This window comes from Pseudoalteromonas sp. NGC95, from assembly GCF_015864705.1.
Classification (GTDB): Bacteria; Pseudomonadota; Gammaproteobacteria; order Enterobacterales; family Alteromonadaceae; genus Pseudoalteromonas; species Pseudoalteromonas arctica.
Window position 1 is genome coordinate 143,410 of record NZ_JADYWR010000004.1, and the last position, 18,443, is coordinate 161,852.

Here is an 18,443-nt window from a genome sequence, read left to right on the forward strand (position 1 = left end):
GACATGAAAGTCCTCCACACCTCAGATTGGCACCTTGGCCAACAATTTTACGAACACGATCGCCGTGTTGAACATCAAGCTTTTTTTACATGGTTATTAGCCACTCTTGTTGAACAACAAATAGACTTACTTTTAGTTGCGGGCGATATTTATCATACAGCAACACCAAGTGCTAGCGCCGAAAATCAGCTTTATCAATTTATTAAAGACGCCAAAAAAGCATGCCCACTATTACACGTAGTGATTATTGCGGGTAACCACGACTCTGCAAATCGTATTTTGGCAGCTCAGCCATTACTTGCACAGTTTGATACTCACGTAGTAGGGCGCTTTGATGTCGCAACACCCGATGAAACTGTTATTACCATAAATACCAATGGTAAACGCGCTGTAATCGTCGCTATGCCATTTTTACGCGCAAGTGATGTAAGTTTACTTAGCCAAACCGAAAGCGGCCCTAGTTATGCTCAAGGCGTTTCAAAAGCTTACGAGCTTGCACTAAAGCAAGCTCTTAATGAGAATGAGCAAAACTCACCATTAATAGTTATGGGGCATTTACACGCAAAAGGCGGGGATATCTCAAGTGATTCTGAGCGTAACTTAGTAATAGGTGGTGAAGAGTCTATTTCAGCCAATGTATTTGGTAAACAAGCCAACTACGTTGCCCTTGGGCACTTACACAAAGCGCAACAAGTCGCTAAAAGTGATGTTATTCGCTACAGCGGCACACCTATCCCTATGTCGTTTTCAGAACGTAACTACACGCACCAAGTAAATGTTGTTGAGTTTATTATTGATGAAAAACAACATATTAGTACAACTGTAAACCCCCTTTACATTCCGCGCTCTGCCGATGTAATTATTTTACCAAAAGGGGAGTGTGTACCATTAAGCGAACTATGCGAGCAAATTAAAGCGCTCGACACTGCACAAAATACAATAGCGCCTTATTTACGTGTAAAGCTTAAATCAAGCGATACCGACACCACCTTCAGAGAACAAATAGAACAAGCACTTGAAGGTAAGCATATTAAATTTTGTGGTATTGAACGTGTACGTGAGCAATCAGCGCAAAATGACGACAACACCGTATTTGAAGATTTAAGCGAAGTTGAAATGCTCAATCCACTAAACCTATTAGAACAAGCGTTCGCAAACGATAAAGACATGGCAGGGCAAAGCGTACCCGATGAGCTAAAAGCACTTTTAAGTGACGTGATAAACGAGCTTACGGAGCAAGAACAACTATGAAAATAACCGCAGTTCGTATTCATAATTTAGCCTCAATAGTTGACGCTGAAATAGATTTTACTAAAGCCCCATTAAAAGACGCAGGTCTATTTGCCATCACAGGCGATACTGGCGCTGGTAAAAGTACCTTTTTAGATGCCATTTGTTTAGCCCTTTATACAAAAACAGCGAGGCTGCGCGGTGATAAAGGTAACTTAATTGAGTTTAACGGCGACAGCATTAAGCTTAATGATGCGCGAAACTTGCTACGCAGAGGTACATGGGAAGGCTACGCCGAGGTCGACTTTTTAGGACAAGATAAACAGCTTTATCGTGCGCGCTATACAATTGCACGAACCCATAAAAAAGTAACAGGCAAACTTAAAGTAGCAGAGCACACTTTAGTAACCCTGCCAGACGAAACCCTTATAGCTGACAAAAGCCACACAATAAAAGAAGTCGAGAGTAAAATAGGGCTTAACTTTGAGCAGTTCTCCCGTGCCGTACTTTTAGCACAACATGAGTTTGCTGCGTTTTTAAAAGCCACTGGCGATGAGCGAGCGCAACTTTTAGAGTGCTTAACAGGTACCGATAAATTTAGCCGTATTGGCGTGCGTATTTTTGAGCGCCATAAAGAGCAAGTAGCAAAGCTTGAAGCGCTTAAAGCTGGTCTTGAAAGCTATACTTTGTTAACCCCAGAAGAACTTGAGCTACAACAAACCAAGTTAACCGATTTAAAAGCGCAAACCGAACACACTAAAAAAGAGCTATCCAAAACCGAAAAAGCACTTAACTGGTATCAGCAAGCTACAGTACTTGAGCAAAACTTACTGCAAGCACAGCAAACCCAGCAACAAGCAAGCTCAGCGCTTGAAAGTATCGTTGAGCAAAGCGAGCAGGCAAAACAAGCTAAACAAGCGCTTGAAATAAAAGATAACCGCAGCCGTTTTAATTTGTTAACCGATCAAAATACGGCGTTGGATCAGCAAATAACATCGCTTAAAAGTGTTGATCATTTAGCGGTAATTAACGAGCGTAATACCGCGCTTGCTAAGCATACCGAGCTGCTTAATAACGCCAATGAGCAAAAACAAAATGCAGCGCCCGTTATAGCTAAAGCGAGAGAGCTCGACAGCAGCATTGCGTTGCAAACTCAAGCTGTAAAAGGTACTGAGTCGCAAATAACCAAAGAACAATCTCAGTTTGATGAGCTCAAACAACAGCTTAAACAAAGCAATAGCGAGCTTGAACTTGCTAATACCGACTCAGCTAAAAGCCAGCAATGGCTTAATGAGCATGCACAGCTGCATGTTTTAGCAAAAGACTGGAGCTACTATCAGCAAAGCTTTAATACTTACTTAAATGCACAGCAGCAATTAACCGCAAACCTTGCACAAAGCCAAACTCTTAATAGGGAGCTTGCAAGTCAGACTGAGCGTTTAAATACACAAAATAATAAAGTGCAGCAGTGCGAGGTGGCACTTAGTGGTGAGCAATCAACTTTACAGGCATTAAATACTCAGCTTAATGAGTTTAATGCAGAGCACTGCGACGCGCAGTTAAAAAGTATTGATTACTTAAAAGAGCAGCGAGAGCGCTACGGGCAATTTAACGCAGAACTAAAACAAAGTACTCAACGCCAACAAGTGCTTAATCAGCAGTTAAATGAAAGCCAGCAAGCCCATGCTTTACTTAATCAGCATTTAATAACCAGCGAGCAAGCGCTTAAAGGCAACGAGTACGCACTTAACCAAGCGCGCTTAAGAGCCAGCGAGAACGTAGAGCATTTACGCACTGAGCTTCGCCCTAATGAACCTTGTTTAGTGTGCGGTGCAACTGAGCACCCGTATGCGGTAAATCAAAATCAGCAATTAAATAACTTAATTACTGATTTTGAAAATGATTTTAATATAGCTAAAAAGCAATTTGACCATGCACAAAGCGAGCTGCATAAGCACCAAACTCAACATGCCGTATTAACTGCTGAACACGGGCAACTTGAGCAAGTAATACAAACGGCAAAAGCTAAACAGCTCGACATTAAAAATACCATGCAAGGCGCACGCACAGAGCTTAACGACTTAACGCCTGATCAGCTTGAAGTAACTTATAAGCAGTTAACGGAGCAAAAAGCGCAATACTTTGAGCAGCAAAAACGCCAGCGTACACTGCAAACTAAAGTAAATGAGCTACTAGCAGCACTTAAAGCAGAGCAGCAAGTACAGCAGCAACTTAGTAATAAACACCTTGAGTTTACACATCAGCAAAACCAGTTAACGAGTAAGCATAGCGAACTTAGTGTGCAAATTAACGAGCTTGGTACAACGCTCAATAATCAATTTGAAAACAGTGATTTTTGGCAGCAACTACAAGCCAATACGCTTGAACTTAGCGAGCTGCACGAGCAGGTTACGCAGTATCAGCAAACTCAAACGCAACTTGAGCAAAGCCAAAAGCGCCAAGACAAAGCTAATGAACAAATAAAGCAGCTCACACCGCTCATAAGTAACAACGAGCAGTCGTTAAAAGCACTTAATGAAGAGCTTGTAAAAGCTAAAAATTTACTAAGCACTGTACAAAGTGAGCGCTTAGCTTTATTTAATAACGAGCAAATAAGCGCAGACGACTACCAAGCAAAACTCACAAGTGCGCAAGAGCAACTGCAATCGCAGGTTCAAGCGAGTCAAAAAGCCTATGACGACGCGATAAAACAACGAGATGAGCACGCCATAACGCTTAAAAATGTAGAGCAACGCTTACTTGAAAACAGCCAAGAGCTAGCAACGCTTGAGGCACGTTATAACCAGTGGTTTACTGACTTTAAAGTGCAATATAGCAATGCAACGCACGAACAGGTCAAAATTTTACTAACGCTTAGTAGCGAGACTATTAAAGCGCATTTAACTCAGCACGAGCAGTTAACTCAAGCGCTAACAGATGCAAACGCCGCATTAAAACAGCAGCAACTTACGCTTGAAAAACACAACAGTAGCGATAAACCTACGCAAAGTGCAGAGGCTTCAAATACTCAACTAAGCAGCTTAAACGAGCAGCAAACGCAGCTGCAAAATTCATTACTAGCAACTAATACCGCTATTGAGCAACATAACCAAAATGCGAAAGCGCTTGAAGGCAAACAAGCTGAGTTAACTACGCTTAAAACCCAGGTTGAACAATGGCACTTGCTTAATAAAGTATTGGGTGATGCAACGGGTAAAACCATGCGTAACTTAGCGCAAACACAAACGTTAAAAATATTACTGCACTATGCAAACAGCCATTTAAAAACACTCAACAAACGCTACGAATTAACCGCCATAGCGCAAACACTCGACATTGCAATTATTGACCGCGACATGGCCGACGAGCAACGCTCTGTTAATACACTCTCAGGCGGGGAGTCATTTTTAGTATCGCTCGCACTTGCACTTGGTTTAGCATCGCTTTCGTCAAACAAAGTACAAATCAATTCTTTGTTTATTGACGAAGGGTTTGGTACGTTAGACAGCGAAACCCTAAGCATTGCAATGGACGCTTTGGATTCTTTGCAAGCACAAGGCAGAAAAGTAGGCGTTATATCGCACGTAACACAAATGAGCGAGCGTGTAGCCACTCAAGTGCATGTAGCCAAAAAGCCAGGTGGATATTCCACAGTTGAAGTTTTATAAGCAACATTACTGAAAACAAGGAGATACAATGCCAACGTTTACAGGCGAGCAAGCAACACAATACGATAGCCGTATAACCCGTTTAGTTCCTGGTTATGAATTATTACATCAGCTCACTAACGCACAGCTAAAAGCAACGCTAAGCGATAATGCGCATATTTTAGTAGTAGGGGCAGGCACAGGCAAAGAAGTACTTGCACTGGCTGCATTAAACCCTACATGGCAATTTACCGCGCAAGATACATCAGCCGATATGCTTGCTATCGCGAAGCAGCAATTTGATGAGCAAGGCATAGCAAGCCGCGTTAATATTCATAACGGACCTGTTAATAAATTATCGGTTAAAGCCGATGCCGTTTTATGTTTATTGGTAATGCATTTTGTACAAGATAACGGCGATAAAAAAGAGTTATTAAAAGCGATTAAAGGAAGCCTTAAAAAAGACGCCAACCTTTATATTGCAGATTTAATGCGCCCTGAAACTTCATTTGAGCGCGAAGCCCAGCTTACAACGTGCGCGCAATTGGGTTTAACCGAAACAGGTAAAACACAAACAGGGCACGACTTAGAAAATGAGTTTTACCCGCTTGATAGAATGCGCTTTAGCGAACTGCTAAATGAGTGCAAATTTGGCATTCCTAAACTTTATTTTAAAGCGCTAGGTTTTAGTGGGTATGTAGTTTAAGTTTTACAAGCTGAACAAGCACCCGCGATTCAGCACCAATAAAAACACCGAACTAACAAGTTCGGTGTTTTAATATAACCTCTCTAAACTCCGAAGTTTCTCTAAGCGTAGCTCGGTTAAGCGAAGCGCCACCCGACGGGGAAGTTAAATGGTAGCTCACATAGTGTAATGTAAACTTAAAATTGTATATCAGGTTTATAGCCTTGAGGTTGGAGTAAGTCTTCATTCTGCAGCAATATATCAATCCCCATCTCGGTTATAGAATAAGTATAAAAATCGCATTCACTTTGTTGATCTGTTTCAATAGCTTTACTTAAATATCCCATTCTTTCTAACTTGATCAACGATATTTGCAAAATAGAGTCATCTGTAGAACTAAAGTTATTAGAAATTCTATAAAATGGGAGACCATCAGGGTCAGACGTATAACTTTGTAGACAAGCTGCTAAAAATTTATAATCTTGTGCCTTAAGGTTATAAACTGATGGATTCGCAATATTTCTTTTTATCCCAGAGCTATTTTGATTATTGATCACTCCTAGCCTTTCTGCTTCAGCTTTAATTAATGTACAAGCACGGTTAGTCGCTGAAACCAAATCATAATCAGAACGTCCAGAATCATAATCAGCAGGAGTTACTCCTAATAAATCGGTTGGTAGATGCATTTCAATATCGCGAGGCTTCAGGATAAATGATCTAGATTTACCTATAGCTCCAACGAATAATCCCATTTCAAAAATTACATTATCTCTTACGACATGTTCTTGTCTATTTCGGATCGTAGCGATATCTTCTGGAGCAAATATAAATAGTGCAAAATCTACAAATGACGACTTTTCAACAAGATCATCGATCACTGTTGATGAGAGTTTAAAAGTACCATTTTTCCATAGCGTTACTTCAAATTCATGGTCTAAATTAACATTTACAGCTTCAGCTACGGGTAAGCTTTCAACTGAAGAAGCTATAAATAGTCTTGGTTTTCTCAACTTATTGTCTCCTTACTTAATTGAGTTTTCTTTTAGCAATAAGAATAAAGTTATATGTTTTTAGTATCTGCTTATTACATTAATACTAAAATGTTTAGCTTGCTACCATACTAGCAAAAATCCTAACCAATCTCTCCAAGTGCTTTCATCGCGGCTTGTGCTTTGTCTGTTTGTACAAAAATATGGTCGTGATAAAACGCAGCTACCACATTAGCGCTAATGCCATGCTCAGTCAGCTTTGCAGATATCGCAGCAGTTAGCCCAACGGCCTCTAAGCTTGAATGTACGTTAAGGGTAATTAAATTATATTTACCCTCGTAAGTAATACCTGCTTTATCGGCGGTTTCAGCTTTTAAAATAAGGGTTAGCCCTTCCTCTTCAATATAAGTGGCAAGTGGCTCTAAATGAACATAATCAGCCAATTTTCCTGCTAAGCAACAAAAAATATACTCGCCTTGCTTAAGCGCTGGCTGCATTGATTTTAATAATTCGTTTAACTCTAAAATTCCGGCCATGGTCGTTCCCTACAATGTGTTATTTAGTGTTATTTAGTGACTTTTAGTTGCGCGACTAGTTCGCTTAATCTCGCAATTTTTATATTACTTAACTGTCTATAATCAAAATATGGGCACACAATAATGTTGTTACTGGTGTCTATTGCAAACTCGTCGTCGAGCCAATCAAATTGTGCATGTAACTTACCTTGTTGTAATAAGTTTTTAGCGTGCGTACGCCCAGCAATTATATGTAGCTGGTTTTTATTGCTAGTAGCTTTATCTGGGCAAGTACTAGTAATGTCAGGCGCGCTAAATAGCAGGGCGGTTTTACTATTGTTTTGCAGTAAATACTCATCGCGATATTGTTGCCAAGTAGGGGCTTGTTTAGCAAATGAATAATGCTCACTTGGCAGGGCAAATAGCACTTTTGCGTACACGTTAAACACTTTGCGCCAACCATTACCACAGTGCTGGTTTATGGTATTTATTTGCTCATTTATAACTGGCTCAAGGCATTCGAGTGTTTCAAAAAACGGCATTGGCGGCGCTTTTGCTACGTATACCGCCACGCTAAATTGCGTATCACCTAAGCCAACTAATTGGGTATTCAAGTTAGTTAGCCTTGTTTTGCGCTAAAATACGGTCGAGGTTATTTGCAAAGTTTTGGCGATCGGTTTGGCTAAGTGGCGGCGGCCCACCACTCATTTCTACGCCACTTGAGCGCATGGTATCCATAAAGTCTCGCACGTTAAGTATTGAGCGGATATTCTCGGTGGTATAAAGCTCGCCACGCGGGTTGAGTGCTTGCCCGCCGTTATCAATTACTTCACTTGCTAGCGGAATATCGCCCGTAATAACTAAATCGCCTTTTTCAATACGTTTTACTATTTCGTCGTCGGCTACATCAAACCCCGACGATACTTGAACGCGGCTTATGTATTTTGACGGCGGAATACGCATTGCGTGATTAGCCACTAAAATAGTCTCGATTTTCATACGCTCTGCAGCTCTAAAAAGTATTTCTTTTATAACAACAGGACACGCGTCTGCATCTACCCAAATTTTCATGCTATGGTCATTTTTATTGCTTTAGAATTAATATGATCCTATAGCAAAATTTTTTAATCGGCTAGCAAACTTTATATCCATCTATATTTAGATAATACGTACTATTTATGTAATTTAAAAAGGAGCTTACATGAAGGCTATTAAATACGGTTTACTTATTACAGGGCTATTTTTTCTTAGTGCTTGCACCAGCCCTCCTGAGGGAATAACACCCGTTAAAAACTTTGATATACAAAAATATAAAGGCAAATGGTTTGAAATAGCGCGGCTCAATCACTCATTCGAAGAAGGTATGGAGCAAGTTACCGCTACTTATTCAATTAACGACGACGGCACAGTAAAGGTCCTTAACAAAGGGTATTTAACGGATGATAAAAAATGGGATGACGCCGAAGGCTTGGCCAAGTTTGTTGAGGGCACTGACACCGGGCATTTTAAAGTTTCGTTTTTTGGTCCATTTTATGGCGCTTACGTGATTTTTGAACTTGACCAACCCGATTATCAATATGCATTTATAACCAGTTACAACAAAGATTACTTGTGGTTTTTATCGCGTACACCAACGGTTAGCAAAGAGCTTAAAGAACACTTTTTAATTAAAGCTAAAGAGTTGGGCTTTGCTACTGATGAAATAATTTGGGTTGAGCAATAAACAATGTAAAGCCCCTTTACAGTAGTAATAAAAGAGTCACCTAACTGTAAAGTAACTTAAATATATTATGGTTATATTGTGTGTACTTGCCGTGAGACAGTAAGTATTGGAAACACTGAATATCCCCTATTGTTGGCAAGCTATATAGCTTGCCATTTTTTTTGCCTAATCTATGGGAAAGTAACGGATCACGTTTTTACTAACTAAGGCTAGTTTAATGCTAAAAACAACCCACTTAGTACAACTAACACGCTATTTAAAACACTAAACCACTTTACGTAGCCTACTAAAAAATTATAAAAAATCATTATAATTAAGATACTTAGGCTCATAAAACCGCAAAATAGTAATGTTCCATACCCACCTTGAGTAACTATACAAAGCACCAAGCTTAGTAAAATACTGATCCAAGCAGCTAATAGCAGCTTTTTACGTTGGGATTCTGTAGGGCGTTTTTTAAATACATCTTTAAAATGATTATACTTAGCCAGCGCAAAACAGTTAAAACTGAGCAGGCATAGGCTAAACCCAAGTAAATCAATCATGATTTTTGCCTTTTAAGGTTATTAGATTGACTAGGGCTGATTATTTTTGAGTTGTTTTTAGCAGTACGTAATTTTTCGGTTTGTATAAAAAACAATATACTAAATAACAAAAACAGTGCATCAAAAGTAAATAAAGCCCACTGTTTGTGCATCAAATAGCTAATTAGATTACCGTTAGTTGTAAGTGCATTAATAACCGGTACGCTTAAACATGCAACAGCATTTATAGCTGCCATAACTCGCCATTGCAGTGTGTCGCGCTTTATAAGTGCTAAAAGAGCAACCGCTAGCCATGTTAAAAAGAACGCGAGTATTTCTTTATCGGCGCGCTCTGCGGTAGTTGGGCTAAGTAGTCTGTTAGCAATAAAAAATGCACACGTTGCCAGTGGAAGTCCCATAATAGTGGCTAGGTTTAACCCTTCAACTAGTTTTAAACCAAACGAAGGTTTAACGTTATTTTTAGTTCGCTCGCGAATTCGCTTAGCCCACATAATACAGCCAGAGCCAATCATTACACAGCCTGCAATACCGCCTAATACGTATAACCAGCGCAACAACCACGTAGCTAAACGCCCCGTATGCATTGAATTAAGCGACTCGTAAAGCGCTTTGCTGCTAGTTAGCTCGTCATCAGTTTTAGCAACCATTTGCCCTGTAGCACCACTAAATATTAAGCGTGGTGCTTGGTCACGCAGTGTTTTACCTGCGCTTACCAATACGGTAATTGTTGAAGCTGCCATATTTGGTTGGTTAACTTGTACGCGAGTAATATCTGCATGAGGCCACTTAGTATAAACCTGATCCAAAATGCTTTGAATCGGCACCATTGACGATTCGCCTTGGGCTTTGTCGGTCATGGTGTTGCGAGGGGTTACATCGTTAAAAAAGCCACGCATGCCGTTATCGTAAGACGTTTGCGCAGGGTAGGGAAACAACATAAATATGAGCGTAATCATACCCGTGTAAGTAATCATTAAATGAAAAGGCAGGGCAAGCACAGAGCTTAAATTGTGGGCATCTAACCACGTACGACTACCTTTATTACGTCTAAAACTAAACATATCTTTAAAAATACGCTTATGAATAACCACGCCCGATATAATAGCAATTAGCATAAAAAAGCTAGCAAAGCACACAATCCAGCGTGCGGTTATTGCATCCATGTAATGTAAATCATAGTGCAGCCGATAAAAAAAGTTACCACCTTTAGTATCTACAAAGGGTTCAAGCTCTTTCATGGTATTAGGGTTTAACTGTGTGTTTTTAAACTGGTTGCGGCGCTGGCCTGGCTCTTTTGGCTTTGCATAACCATAAATTAAATAAGGAATACGCGGCTCAGGTAATGTAATACGCCAGCTTGATGAGTTAGCTCCATGGTTAGCTAAGTAATCGAACCCTGTAATTATTTGTTGTTTTTGCGCTTCTATACGCTGTGTTTGGGCTTGTACATTATGTATGGCAGGTTGATTCCACAGCGTTATTTCGTCTCTAAAAAAGCTAAGTGTTCCTGCAAAAAATATTAAATATAATAACCAACAAACGAGTAACCCTACCCAAGTGTGTAACCAAGTCATCGATCTGAAAAAGCTGTCTTTCATACCCAACCCTTTAGTAATACAAGCAATCCGATAAACGCACCTGTACTTAGTAAAATACTGATCCAAACTTTTCTTAATGATTTAACACTAAAGGCATAAATAAATACTACGGCATAAATTAAAATGCTGATTGAAACACTAAACAGTACAGCGTCTTGCTTAGCTATTGGCAATACAAAACTTAATAACGCAGTACTTGCAGAGGTAAAGGCATAGCCACCAATTATGGCAATAAAAAAACGTAAAAATACCAAAACTCGATAACTGCTTACGCTTTTTACTATAAGCGCAATTACGTTAACCTTATCGAATGGCGCACTGTGCAAAGGTGCCTGCATAGTTAATTAATCCCTTTATTTAAAGCTGAGGATAAAACAAAGGCGCTATTATATATGTTACAAATACAAAAGATAGCTATTCTCATTTGTAGTCATTAACTTTTAAGTAAATTATGCTTACTTACTTACTTAATTACTTAGTAAAATACTGATCTGTTATTGTTTAATGATATTGCACAGGCTGTATGTAAAGCTTAAGGTTAATAAACTGAGTAAAAATAAAGAGTGAAATAACTATGAGCGATCACGAAAAACTAAATTACGTAGAGTTTCCTGCATGCGACTTACCCGCAACTAAGGCCTTTTTTAGTCATGTATTTAATTGGCAGTTTACTGACTACGGCCCAGAATACACGGAGTTTAGTGGGCAGGGGTTAGATGGTGGGATTTTTCAGGCTCCATTAAAATCACTAACTCAGCATGGGGCAGCATTACTTATTTTTTATAGCGACGATATACACGCAACCTTTAAAAAAGTAGAGACATTTGGCGGAGTAATATTAAAACCTATTTTTGAGTTTCCTGGCGGTTGTCGGTTTCACTTTACAGAACCAAGTGGTAACGAATTTGCGGTATGGGCGAAAGAACACTAGGTACTATAAGGGCTGTAGGGCATTTAGGCTTAAAGATCAGGATTTTACTAACTAATCGCCATTTTAGATAAAATAAACCGATTTTTTACCAACTCATTTATCCTAAATGGCCATTTAGGATAAAAATTAAGCATTTAAGGCCAAATAAACATGAATAGTCACCAATTAATAGACCAAGTTAGTAAATGCGTGATCTGTGATCCTCATTTACCTTTAGGGGCTCGACCTGTAATACAATTTAACCCAAACGCACGTATTTTAATCGCAGGCCAAGCACCGGGTATAAAAGTTCACGAAACAGGCGTGCCGTTTAACGATGCAAGCGGAAACCGCCTACGAGAATGGCTTGGGCTAACACGTGATGAATTTTACGATGCTAATAATATAGCAATTTTACCTATGGGCTTTTGCTACCCGGGTAGGGGGAAGTCGGGTGATTTACCACCGAGAAAAGAATGTGCCCCAGCATGGCGCGAGCAATTATTGGCTGCACTACCAAATATTGAGCTGACAATAGTATTAGGTAAATACGCGCAGGCGTATCATTTACCGGAGACTAAAAAAATGCCACTTACGGAGTTAGTAAAATCGTGGCGTGAGTATTGGCCAAATTATTTAGTGCTTCCACACCCCAGTCCGCGTAATAATATATGGCTTAAAAAGAATCCATGGTTTGAGCAAGATGTACTTCCAGAACTGGGTAAACGCATTGCTACTATTTTAAATAAGTAATGCTTCTAGCTATTGCAAAGAGGCGTTACAGTTAACTTAAAAATTAACACTCCAATTAAAAACAATAACAAACGAGGCTGTCTAATTTGAATGCATCTATATTAACTGAAGTAATACTTCCGCTCGCTCTTGCACTTATTATGTTTGGTATGGGTCTTGGGCTCACAACAAACGATTTTACTCGTCTATTTAAAAGCCCGCTTGCCATTGTTATGGGTTTAATAGGCCAACTTGTAGCAATGCCTTTATTAGCATTAGGGCTGTGTTATTTACTTAACCTATCAACGCCTATCGCTATTGGTTTAATGATATTAGCTGCCTGCCCAGGCGGTACTATGTCAAATGTAGTAAGCCAGCTTGCTAAAGCTAATTTAGCGCTTTCGGTAAGTTTAACCGCTGCCTCTACCGCAATTAGTATAATAACCACACCGTTTATTATTGGTTTTGCTATGAGCCAGTTTGCCCCAGCAGACGATGCTACTTTCTCTATTTTAACTACTTCATTAGGGTTATTTTTTATTACCTTAGTGCCAGTTGCTATAGGCATTTGGTTACGTCACTTTAAAAGTGATTTTGCCATTAAAGCAGAGCCGTTTTTTAGACGCTTCTCGTTGTTTTTTATGCTTATGATGATTGCCGCACTAGTAATAAAAGAGCGCGATTTATTAGTTAGCTCATTTAACGATGTATTTTGGGCGTGCATAGCACTTAATATTGGTTCAATGGTTGTTGGTTGGTTAATTGCTAAGTGTTCAAAATTAAATTTAACTGATTCGCTGACGCTTTCAATTGAGGTTGGAATTCAAAATGCATCGTTAGCTATTTTAATTGCTATTAGCTTTTTGAATAAACCAGAATACGCGGTTACCGGTGGCGTGTATGGCCTTGCTATGTTTATAGGGCCACTGCTATTAATTGGCGGGTTAAAGCTTAAAAATAAACGTACCGCTAGGGCTGTTAACTAGGACTTTTAATTAGGGTATGTTGACCAAGTTACTTTAATTTAAGGCTGCGGATAACGTAGCCGTAAACTCCAGTCTAAAAATACCACCTGTTAAATGTATGCTCAGCACCCATCGCGTCAACAAGTTGTAGGCTTACAAAAGACTCTTAAGCTTGAATATTGCACTAGGCGCTGAGCTTGCTTGCGCGAGGAGTGAAGCTTCTAATTACTAAGGCGCATTTTAGGATGGGATAAGAGTGTAAGTAATACGGTGAAAAAACAGCGCCTTAAATATGAGGCGCTACTTTAAAACTTACTATTTGGTTTGCATGTTTTTAGCGCGTTCTTCTGCATCTATTAATGCTTGTGATTTAGGGGCGCGTTTTTTCTCTTCTATTTTGGGCTTTTCAGCCGAGTCAGGATCCCAGCTTGAGTCTAACGATAAGTTAGCAAATGGATTGTTACTGTCCGCTTTTTTAGGCTCAATTACTGGCTCATTAACTAGCGGTGTTGTTTGTGCTTGCTCAGGTATCGCGTCTTCTTTTTTAGGCATCGGCTTTTCACCAGGTAATGGTGCATCTGGGTTAAATGTACGCACCTCTGGTTCTTTAAAGTCTTGCTCGGTTGTATACGTAGTCGATTGAGCGTCAGATATTTGCTCTGGAGCGTGTAAATCTATAACCGGCTCACTCGCTGTTACTGGCTCGGGAGTACTAATAACCGGCTCTACAGTCTTATGTTCAGCTTCTATTGGCGCAGGTTCCGTTACTTGCGCTGTATAGTGCTTACGTTGTTTTTTTTCAGTCTTTGCATCTGGGTCAAAGTCGCGTACCTCTGGCTCATTAAAGCTGCTGGCATTTTTAATGCGCTCTAAGGTTGTTTTAGCGGCGGCTTCAAACTCGGCGGTATTAGGTTCAGGTTTTTGTTTTACTTCGTTAAACCTAGCGGTACTTGTTTGCTCTAAAGTATCTGCTGGCTCCATTTGTGCAGACTCAATTTCACTTGTTTGCGATGGAGTAACTACGTTGTTTTGCTCATCTGAGATCTGCGCTGTGTTAGTAGGTTCCACTGACTCTTCATTTGTCGCTACGCTGCTCTCAACTGCTTTATTATTTTGAGTTGCTTCGTTAATGACGACAGGCTCAATCTCTGGCTCTTTTGTTGTTTGTACTGGCTTTGTTGCTTTAATTTCAGGTTTAGCTGGCGTAGCAATTTTTTCTGATTTAACTTCAGGTGGAGCCGCTATAGTCGGTTTTGCCATCGCTTTACTTTGTTTTGCACGGCGCAGGCGCACGACTACCATAGCGCCAATAAGTACCACTATAACAAGTATTAAAGTGGGTAAAAGTAACGAGCTTGGGCTTTGTGCTACAGGTTGCGGCGCAATTACTGGCGCTGGTTTAGTTAACACCGGTGCTGGTTTTACAGGTACAGGCTTTTCAGGCGTAGGTTGAACGTTTTGCTCTGGCGTCGCCGGTTTTACTTGCTCTATTGCGGCTTCGCTTTTTTGCTCTGTAACTACTTGCTCGGGTGCTGCTTTTGTTGGCTCTGCATCAATTACTATTTCGTTACTGTTGGTATTTAGCTGATCGTTTATTTGTTGTTTTTGATCATTAGTTAAATTAAGGGTTTGCTCGTTGATGCTTTCTTTAACAGCTTCTTCAGTAGGTTTAATTACAGGGGCAGGTTCAACAATTTTAGGTTGTGGCTGAGTAATAATAGTCGGCTCAGGCTCTATTATTTGGGGCTTAGGTTGTGCTTGAATTTCTTTTGGCTTATTACAGTTATTTTTGTAATCACGCGCAGCTTTACGATATTTTTGACTCGCTTTATTATTACTATTTTGCTGCATTTCTTGTTTAATTAAAATGCACATAGCTTCGTTGTATGCAGCACTTTGCGCACTATAAAATAAGGCAAAGCAAAGGGTAAATCTAATTAGTTTTGATATCATGAAGTTATGCGCGCTTAAATATTAATAGTTTGATTTTAAGCGCAAAATTAAAAATTATCCAGAGTAATACAACTAATCAATAACCATAAGGCTACGATATTCATCGTAAGCAAACTGGTCGGTCATACCGCTTATATAATCTTGGATCAATCTACAACGATAATAAAACTCGTATGCCGCAAAGTGATCGGGCTCTTCTTGCATCGCATCTATTGCGTGTTGGTAACTATTTAAGTGCTTTTTAGAGAGCTTTTTAACAAGTCGCGACTCTATTAATAAACGTGAATCGCCATTGAGTGCACGCTTAAAGTCATCGCTGTTTAATTGAAGTAGCGGTTTGTAGCAATCGAGCAAACCATTAATTATGCGATACCCTTGTAGCTCTAACTTTTCGACTTCTTTGTTTGAAAATACATGCTCAAGCGCTACCTGCTTTAGTGTTTTAGTTACTGCATGTAGATGGCTTCTATCTTCTAAAAGCGCTTGGTTAAAATCGCCATGGTAAATAGGTTCTATATTTTCGATAAAGCGTTTTGCGGCGTGATTTACTAGCGGATGTAGCAATGCAACCCGCAGGTATATAAAAAATTCACTATTAAAATTATAGGGTTGTGCTTTGGCACGCTCTAGTGCGTAGTCTACGGCTTTGTCTACAAAATTTTGATGTTGAGCGTCGTCGATTAACAGATTTATTAATACTTTTTTGTAACTACTTTTAAGTTTTTCGCACAGCAACTCAGTGCTTATTATGTCTTTTTCTACGGCGTCTTCTATGTCGGCTAGGCAATAAGAAATGTCGTCGGCGGCTTCCATTATGTAACTTGCAGGATGGCGGCAGTAAGGCTCAATAGTGAGCTCTTTTTGTAGCGCTTCAACAAAGTTTTTTTCGCTGTAGTAGTAACCTACTTTTTTCATTAAATAGTTTTTATTTTGCGGAATGTCTTTTACATCAAGCCCAGCAGGGCGAGTGTATTTTAAAATACCAGCACTTTGGCTGTAGGTTAAATTAAGTGTTTGCAAAGAATGAATTATACGTATGCCTTGGGCGTTGCCCTCAAAGTTACAAATATCAAGCGCAAGGTGTTTAAAAACAACACCTATACCGGTGTTTGGCTCTTTACAGCGCTCGGGTGTTACGCTTGCTAGGTTGTTGTTAAACCAGTGGTTAATAGCCGCTTCGCCAAAATGCCCAAATGGTGGGTTGCCTATGTCGTGCATTAGGCAGGCCATTTCTACTAGGCTTTCTAGCGGGCGTTCTAGGTCGGTTAAGCCGTAATCTTTTTGTTGTTGGTAGCTTAAATTAGCAAAAATACGTTGCACTATAAAACGACCAACCTGTTGTACCTCAAGCGAGTGGGTAAGGCGAGAGCGTACAGCTGCGTTGCGCTCAAGCGGAAACACTTGTGTTTTTTGCTGCAGCCTGCGAATAGCAGCACTGTTAATAATACGGCCACGGTCGCTTTCTAGCGCCATTTGTAAGTTAGAGGTTGTGCGATACATTCGTGCTGGCGTTATTTTTTTACTAAAATCTATGGTCATCTTTATACTTATCCTTTTTACAATTGATGACTGGCATAGTTTTTAGCACATAGTCATTTGTCTTTAATATACAGGGTTTAATCTATCAGTTTGTATCATAAAGTAACAACTTGCTTTAAAATAATTTTTTGAGTAATTGTTGTGCATTTATAGGTGTTTATAATGAAACAGTGGATTTTAAAGGCAGTATCAATTTGCCTAATGTTAGGAATGAACAGCGCATTTGCTGCAAAAGAGCAAACTGTGGTGCTTGTATCAATTGATGGCCTGCGTTGGGATTATATTGAAAAACACGGCGCGCCAAATTTAAAAGCAATGGCCGAGCGTGGTGTTCGCGCACAAAAACTAATACCTGTTTATCCAACTAAAACGTTTCCTAATCATATTTCTATTATTACGGGCTTACTGCCGGTAAACCATGGCATTGTTGATAATAGCTTTTGTGATAAAGCGCGTAAAAACGACTGTTACAGCATGGGCAAAGCATTGGGCGATAGCACATGGGTAAAGGGTATTCCGCTTTGGAATTTAGCCAAAATGCAGGGACTTAAATCGGCTACTTATTTTTGGCCTGAGTCAGATGCATTATTTAACGGCATGACACCAGATTACTTTTATCACTATTCTAAATACAGCGATTACCAAAGCCGAGTTGATCAAATTATTCAGTGGTTAAGTTTACCAAAAGCACAGCGCCCACGTTTTATTGCGAGTTACTTTTCGCTAGTTGACAGCATGGGCCATGAATTTGGGCCAGACGCACCACAAACGCGTGATGCAGTTAAACAGCTTGATGAATTAATGGGGCAATTACAAACTCGCTTAAGTAAATTAGAGCAAGAGGTAAACTTAGTTATTGTGTCGGATCATGGTATGACGAGTATAGATCCAGATAAAAGCATTGATGTAACCACACTGCCTCGAGACGAAAACTTTTTAGTTAAAAATACTGGCCCACGTTTACTTATTTATACTCAGCCTGATGCTAAAAACGCTGATATTGAAGGTTACAAAGCACGTTTACGAGATGCGTCAAACGGTCGTTATACAGTATTAACTGACGAGCAATTAGCAGCGTATCATTACAATAAAGGCACTCGCGTAGGCGATATTGTGGTGCAAACTACAGCGCCAGCGGTATTTACCAATGGTAAAAAACCAACCTATTTAGGGACTCACGGTTATGCATATACCGAGGATATGGCAGCATCATTTATTGCTGTAGGCCCTGCATTTAAACAAGGTGTAAGCCTTAAAGAAGTAAATAACCTTGATATTTACCCAGTACTTGCAAAAGTGATGGGACTTAAATTGTTAAACAAAGTAGATGGCAATGGTAAAACATTAATGCCAGCAATTAAGCAAAAAATCGTTGTGCATTAGCTTAATCTAAAAGAGCGCGTAAGCGCTCT

At 39.8% G+C, this 18,443-nt stretch carries 17 protein-coding genes; 8 read left to right on the forward strand and 9 right to left on the reverse strand.

Annotated features, from left to right (window positions below; translation table 11 throughout):
- The first annotated feature begins 3 nt into the window (after positions 1 to 3).
- The 3 genes from I6E70_RS05490 to I6E70_RS05500 are packed head-to-tail and all read left to right on the forward strand — an operon-like array spanning position 4 to position 5,583.
- Positions 4 to 1,251 carry an exonuclease SbcCD subunit D C-terminal domain-containing protein gene (locus I6E70_RS05490; protein WP_197188237.1) on the forward strand — a complete coding sequence of 416 codons (1,248 nt, stop codon included), beginning with the start codon at positions 4 to 6 and terminating at the stop codon, positions 1,249 to 1,251.
- Entirely contained in the window at positions 1,248 to 4,898 is a 3,651-nt protein-coding gene (locus I6E70_RS05495) for an AAA family ATPase (protein WP_197188238.1), read from the forward strand. The genes I6E70_RS05490 and I6E70_RS05495 overlap by 4 nt, the downstream gene beginning before the upstream one ends.
- A 28-nt stretch (positions 4,899 to 4,926) precedes the next feature.
- Positions 4,927 to 5,583, forward strand: coding sequence for a class I SAM-dependent methyltransferase (locus I6E70_RS05500; protein WP_010552879.1), 657 nt, complete (start codon positions 4,927 to 4,929; stop codon positions 5,581 to 5,583).
- 176 nt (positions 5,584 to 5,759) lie between these two features.
- On the opposite strand, the gene I6E70_RS05505 is transcribed toward I6E70_RS05500, so the two are convergent.
- The 4 genes from I6E70_RS05505 to I6E70_RS05520 all read right to left on the reverse strand — a co-directional run bounded on the left by I6E70_RS05505 (position 5,760) and on the right by I6E70_RS05520 (position 8,137).
- Positions 5,760 to 6,572: a TIR domain-containing protein gene (locus I6E70_RS05505; protein ID WP_024607052.1), complete on the reverse strand. Its 813-nt coding sequence runs from the start codon at positions 6,570 to 6,572 to the stop codon at positions 5,760 to 5,762.
- A 122-nt stretch (positions 6,573 to 6,694) separates the two neighbouring features.
- Entirely contained in the window at positions 6,695 to 7,087 is a 393-nt protein-coding gene (locus tag I6E70_RS05510) for an ACT domain-containing protein (RefSeq protein WP_024607053.1), read from the reverse strand.
- A gap of 29 nt (positions 7,088 to 7,116) precedes the next feature.
- Complete coding sequence (locus I6E70_RS05515) at positions 7,117 to 7,680, reverse strand: DUF6942 family protein (protein ID WP_007583599.1); 564 nt, start codon at positions 7,678 to 7,680, stop codon at positions 7,117 to 7,119.
- 1 nt (position 7,681) lies between these two features.
- The gene (locus tag I6E70_RS05520) at positions 7,682 to 8,137 is read right to left on the reverse strand and encodes a YaiI/YqxD family protein (protein ID WP_007376692.1); all 456 of its coding nucleotides are present in this window, start codon (positions 8,135 to 8,137) and stop codon (positions 7,682 to 7,684) included.
- A 130-nt stretch (positions 8,138 to 8,267) separates the two neighbouring features.
- Here I6E70_RS05520 and I6E70_RS05525 point away from each other — a divergent pair, with 130 nt between their 5' ends.
- The gene (locus I6E70_RS05525) at positions 8,268 to 8,789 is read left to right on the forward strand and encodes a lipocalin family protein (RefSeq protein ID WP_197188239.1); all 522 of its coding nucleotides are present in this window, start codon (positions 8,268 to 8,270) and stop codon (positions 8,787 to 8,789) included.
- A 209-nt stretch (positions 8,790 to 8,998) separates the two neighbouring features.
- On the opposite strand, the gene I6E70_RS05530 is transcribed toward I6E70_RS05525, so the two are convergent.
- Genes I6E70_RS05530 through I6E70_RS05540 form a run of 3 tightly spaced genes read right to left on the reverse strand, consistent with a single transcriptional unit; the run spans position 8,999 to position 11,270 of the window.
- Positions 8,999 to 9,334 (reverse strand): DUF3325 domain-containing protein, encoded by a 336-nt coding sequence (locus I6E70_RS05530; RefSeq protein WP_197188240.1) that lies wholly within the window; start codon positions 9,332 to 9,334, stop codon positions 8,999 to 9,001.
- Positions 9,331 to 10,932: a PepSY-associated TM helix domain-containing protein gene (locus I6E70_RS05535; RefSeq protein ID WP_197188241.1), complete on the reverse strand. Its 1,602-nt coding sequence runs from the start codon at positions 10,930 to 10,932 to the stop codon at positions 9,331 to 9,333. Before I6E70_RS05535 ends, I6E70_RS05530 begins: the two co-directional genes overlap by 4 nt.
- A complete protein-coding gene (locus I6E70_RS05540) occupies positions 10,929 to 11,270 on the reverse strand; it encodes a hypothetical protein (RefSeq protein WP_007583591.1) in 342 nt (113 codons plus the stop codon). The genes I6E70_RS05535 and I6E70_RS05540 overlap by 4 nt, the downstream gene beginning before the upstream one ends.
- 236 nt (positions 11,271 to 11,506) lie before the next feature.
- On the opposite strand from I6E70_RS05540, the gene I6E70_RS05545 reads away from it, so the two are divergent.
- The 3 genes from I6E70_RS05545 (at position 11,507) to I6E70_RS05555 (ending at position 13,560) form a co-directional block, all read left to right on the forward strand.
- Entirely contained in the window at positions 11,507 to 11,863 is a 357-nt protein-coding gene (locus I6E70_RS05545; protein ID WP_197188242.1) for a VOC family protein, read from the forward strand.
- A 150-nt stretch (positions 11,864 to 12,013) separates the two neighbouring features.
- Positions 12,014 to 12,595, forward strand: coding sequence for a uracil-DNA glycosylase family protein (locus I6E70_RS05550; protein ID WP_024591552.1), 582 nt, complete (start codon positions 12,014 to 12,016; stop codon positions 12,593 to 12,595).
- An 86-nt stretch (positions 12,596 to 12,681) separates the two neighbouring features.
- Positions 12,682 to 13,560: a bile acid:sodium symporter family protein gene (locus tag I6E70_RS05555; RefSeq protein ID WP_197188243.1), complete on the forward strand. Its 879-nt coding sequence runs from the start codon at positions 12,682 to 12,684 to the stop codon at positions 13,558 to 13,560.
- Between the two features lie 294 nt (positions 13,561 to 13,854).
- On the opposite strand, the gene I6E70_RS05560 is transcribed toward I6E70_RS05555, so the two are convergent.
- Together I6E70_RS05560 and dgt are read right to left on the reverse strand one after the other, a co-directional pair.
- Positions 13,855 to 15,492 (reverse strand): cell surface protein, encoded by a 1,638-nt coding sequence (locus I6E70_RS05560; RefSeq protein ID WP_197188244.1) that lies wholly within the window; start codon positions 15,490 to 15,492, stop codon positions 13,855 to 13,857.
- Between the two features lie 72 nt (positions 15,493 to 15,564).
- Positions 15,565 to 17,031 (reverse strand): dGTPase, encoded by a 1,467-nt coding sequence (gene dgt / locus I6E70_RS05565; protein ID WP_197188245.1) that lies wholly within the window; start codon positions 17,029 to 17,031, stop codon positions 15,565 to 15,567.
- A 162-nt stretch (positions 17,032 to 17,193) separates the two neighbouring features.
- On the opposite strand from dgt, the gene I6E70_RS05570 reads away from it, so the two are divergent.
- Entirely contained in the window at positions 17,194 to 18,414 is a 1,221-nt protein-coding gene (locus tag I6E70_RS05570) for an alkaline phosphatase family protein (RefSeq protein WP_197188246.1), read from the forward strand.
- The last annotated feature ends 29 nt before the right edge of the window (positions 18,415 to 18,443 follow it).

Coding starts and splice junctions, on each gene's coding strand:
- I6E70_RS05570 (WP_197188246.1), top strand. CDS start 17,194: ATGAAACAGTGGATTTTAAAGGCAGTATCAATTTGCCTAATGTTAGGA.
- I6E70_RS05500 (WP_010552879.1), top strand. CDS start 4,927: ATGCCAACGTTTACAGGCGAGCAAGCAACACAATACGATAGCCGTATA.
- I6E70_RS05535 (WP_197188241.1), bottom strand. CDS start 10,932: ATGAAAGACAGCTTTTTCAGATCGATGACTTGGTTACACACTTGGGTA.
- I6E70_RS05525 (WP_197188239.1), top strand. CDS start 8,268: ATGAAGGCTATTAAATACGGTTTACTTATTACAGGGCTATTTTTTCTT.
- I6E70_RS05550 (WP_024591552.1), top strand. CDS start 12,014: ATGAATAGTCACCAATTAATAGACCAAGTTAGTAAATGCGTGATCTGT.
- I6E70_RS05490 (WP_197188237.1), top strand. CDS start 4: ATGAAAGTCCTCCACACCTCAGATTGGCACCTTGGCCAACAATTTTAC.
- I6E70_RS05560 (WP_197188244.1), bottom strand. CDS start 15,492: ATGATATCAAAACTAATTAGATTTACCCTTTGCTTTGCCTTATTTTAT.
- I6E70_RS05520 (WP_007376692.1), bottom strand. CDS start 8,137: ATGAAAATTTGGGTAGATGCAGACGCGTGTCCTGTTGTTATAAAAGAA.
- dgt (WP_197188245.1), bottom strand. CDS start 17,031: ATGACCATAGATTTTAGTAAAAAAATAACGCCAGCACGAATGTATCGC.
- I6E70_RS05495 (WP_197188238.1), top strand. CDS start 1,248: ATGAAAATAACCGCAGTTCGTATTCATAATTTAGCCTCAATAGTTGAC.
- I6E70_RS05545 (WP_197188242.1), top strand. CDS start 11,507: ATGAGCGATCACGAAAAACTAAATTACGTAGAGTTTCCTGCATGCGAC.
- I6E70_RS05510 (WP_024607053.1), bottom strand. CDS start 7,087: ATGGCCGGAATTTTAGAGTTAAACGAATTATTAAAATCAATGCAGCCA.
- I6E70_RS05530 (WP_197188240.1), bottom strand. CDS start 9,334: ATGATTGATTTACTTGGGTTTAGCCTATGCCTGCTCAGTTTTAACTGT.
- I6E70_RS05540 (WP_007583591.1), bottom strand. CDS start 11,270: ATGCAGGCACCTTTGCACAGTGCGCCATTCGATAAGGTTAACGTAATT.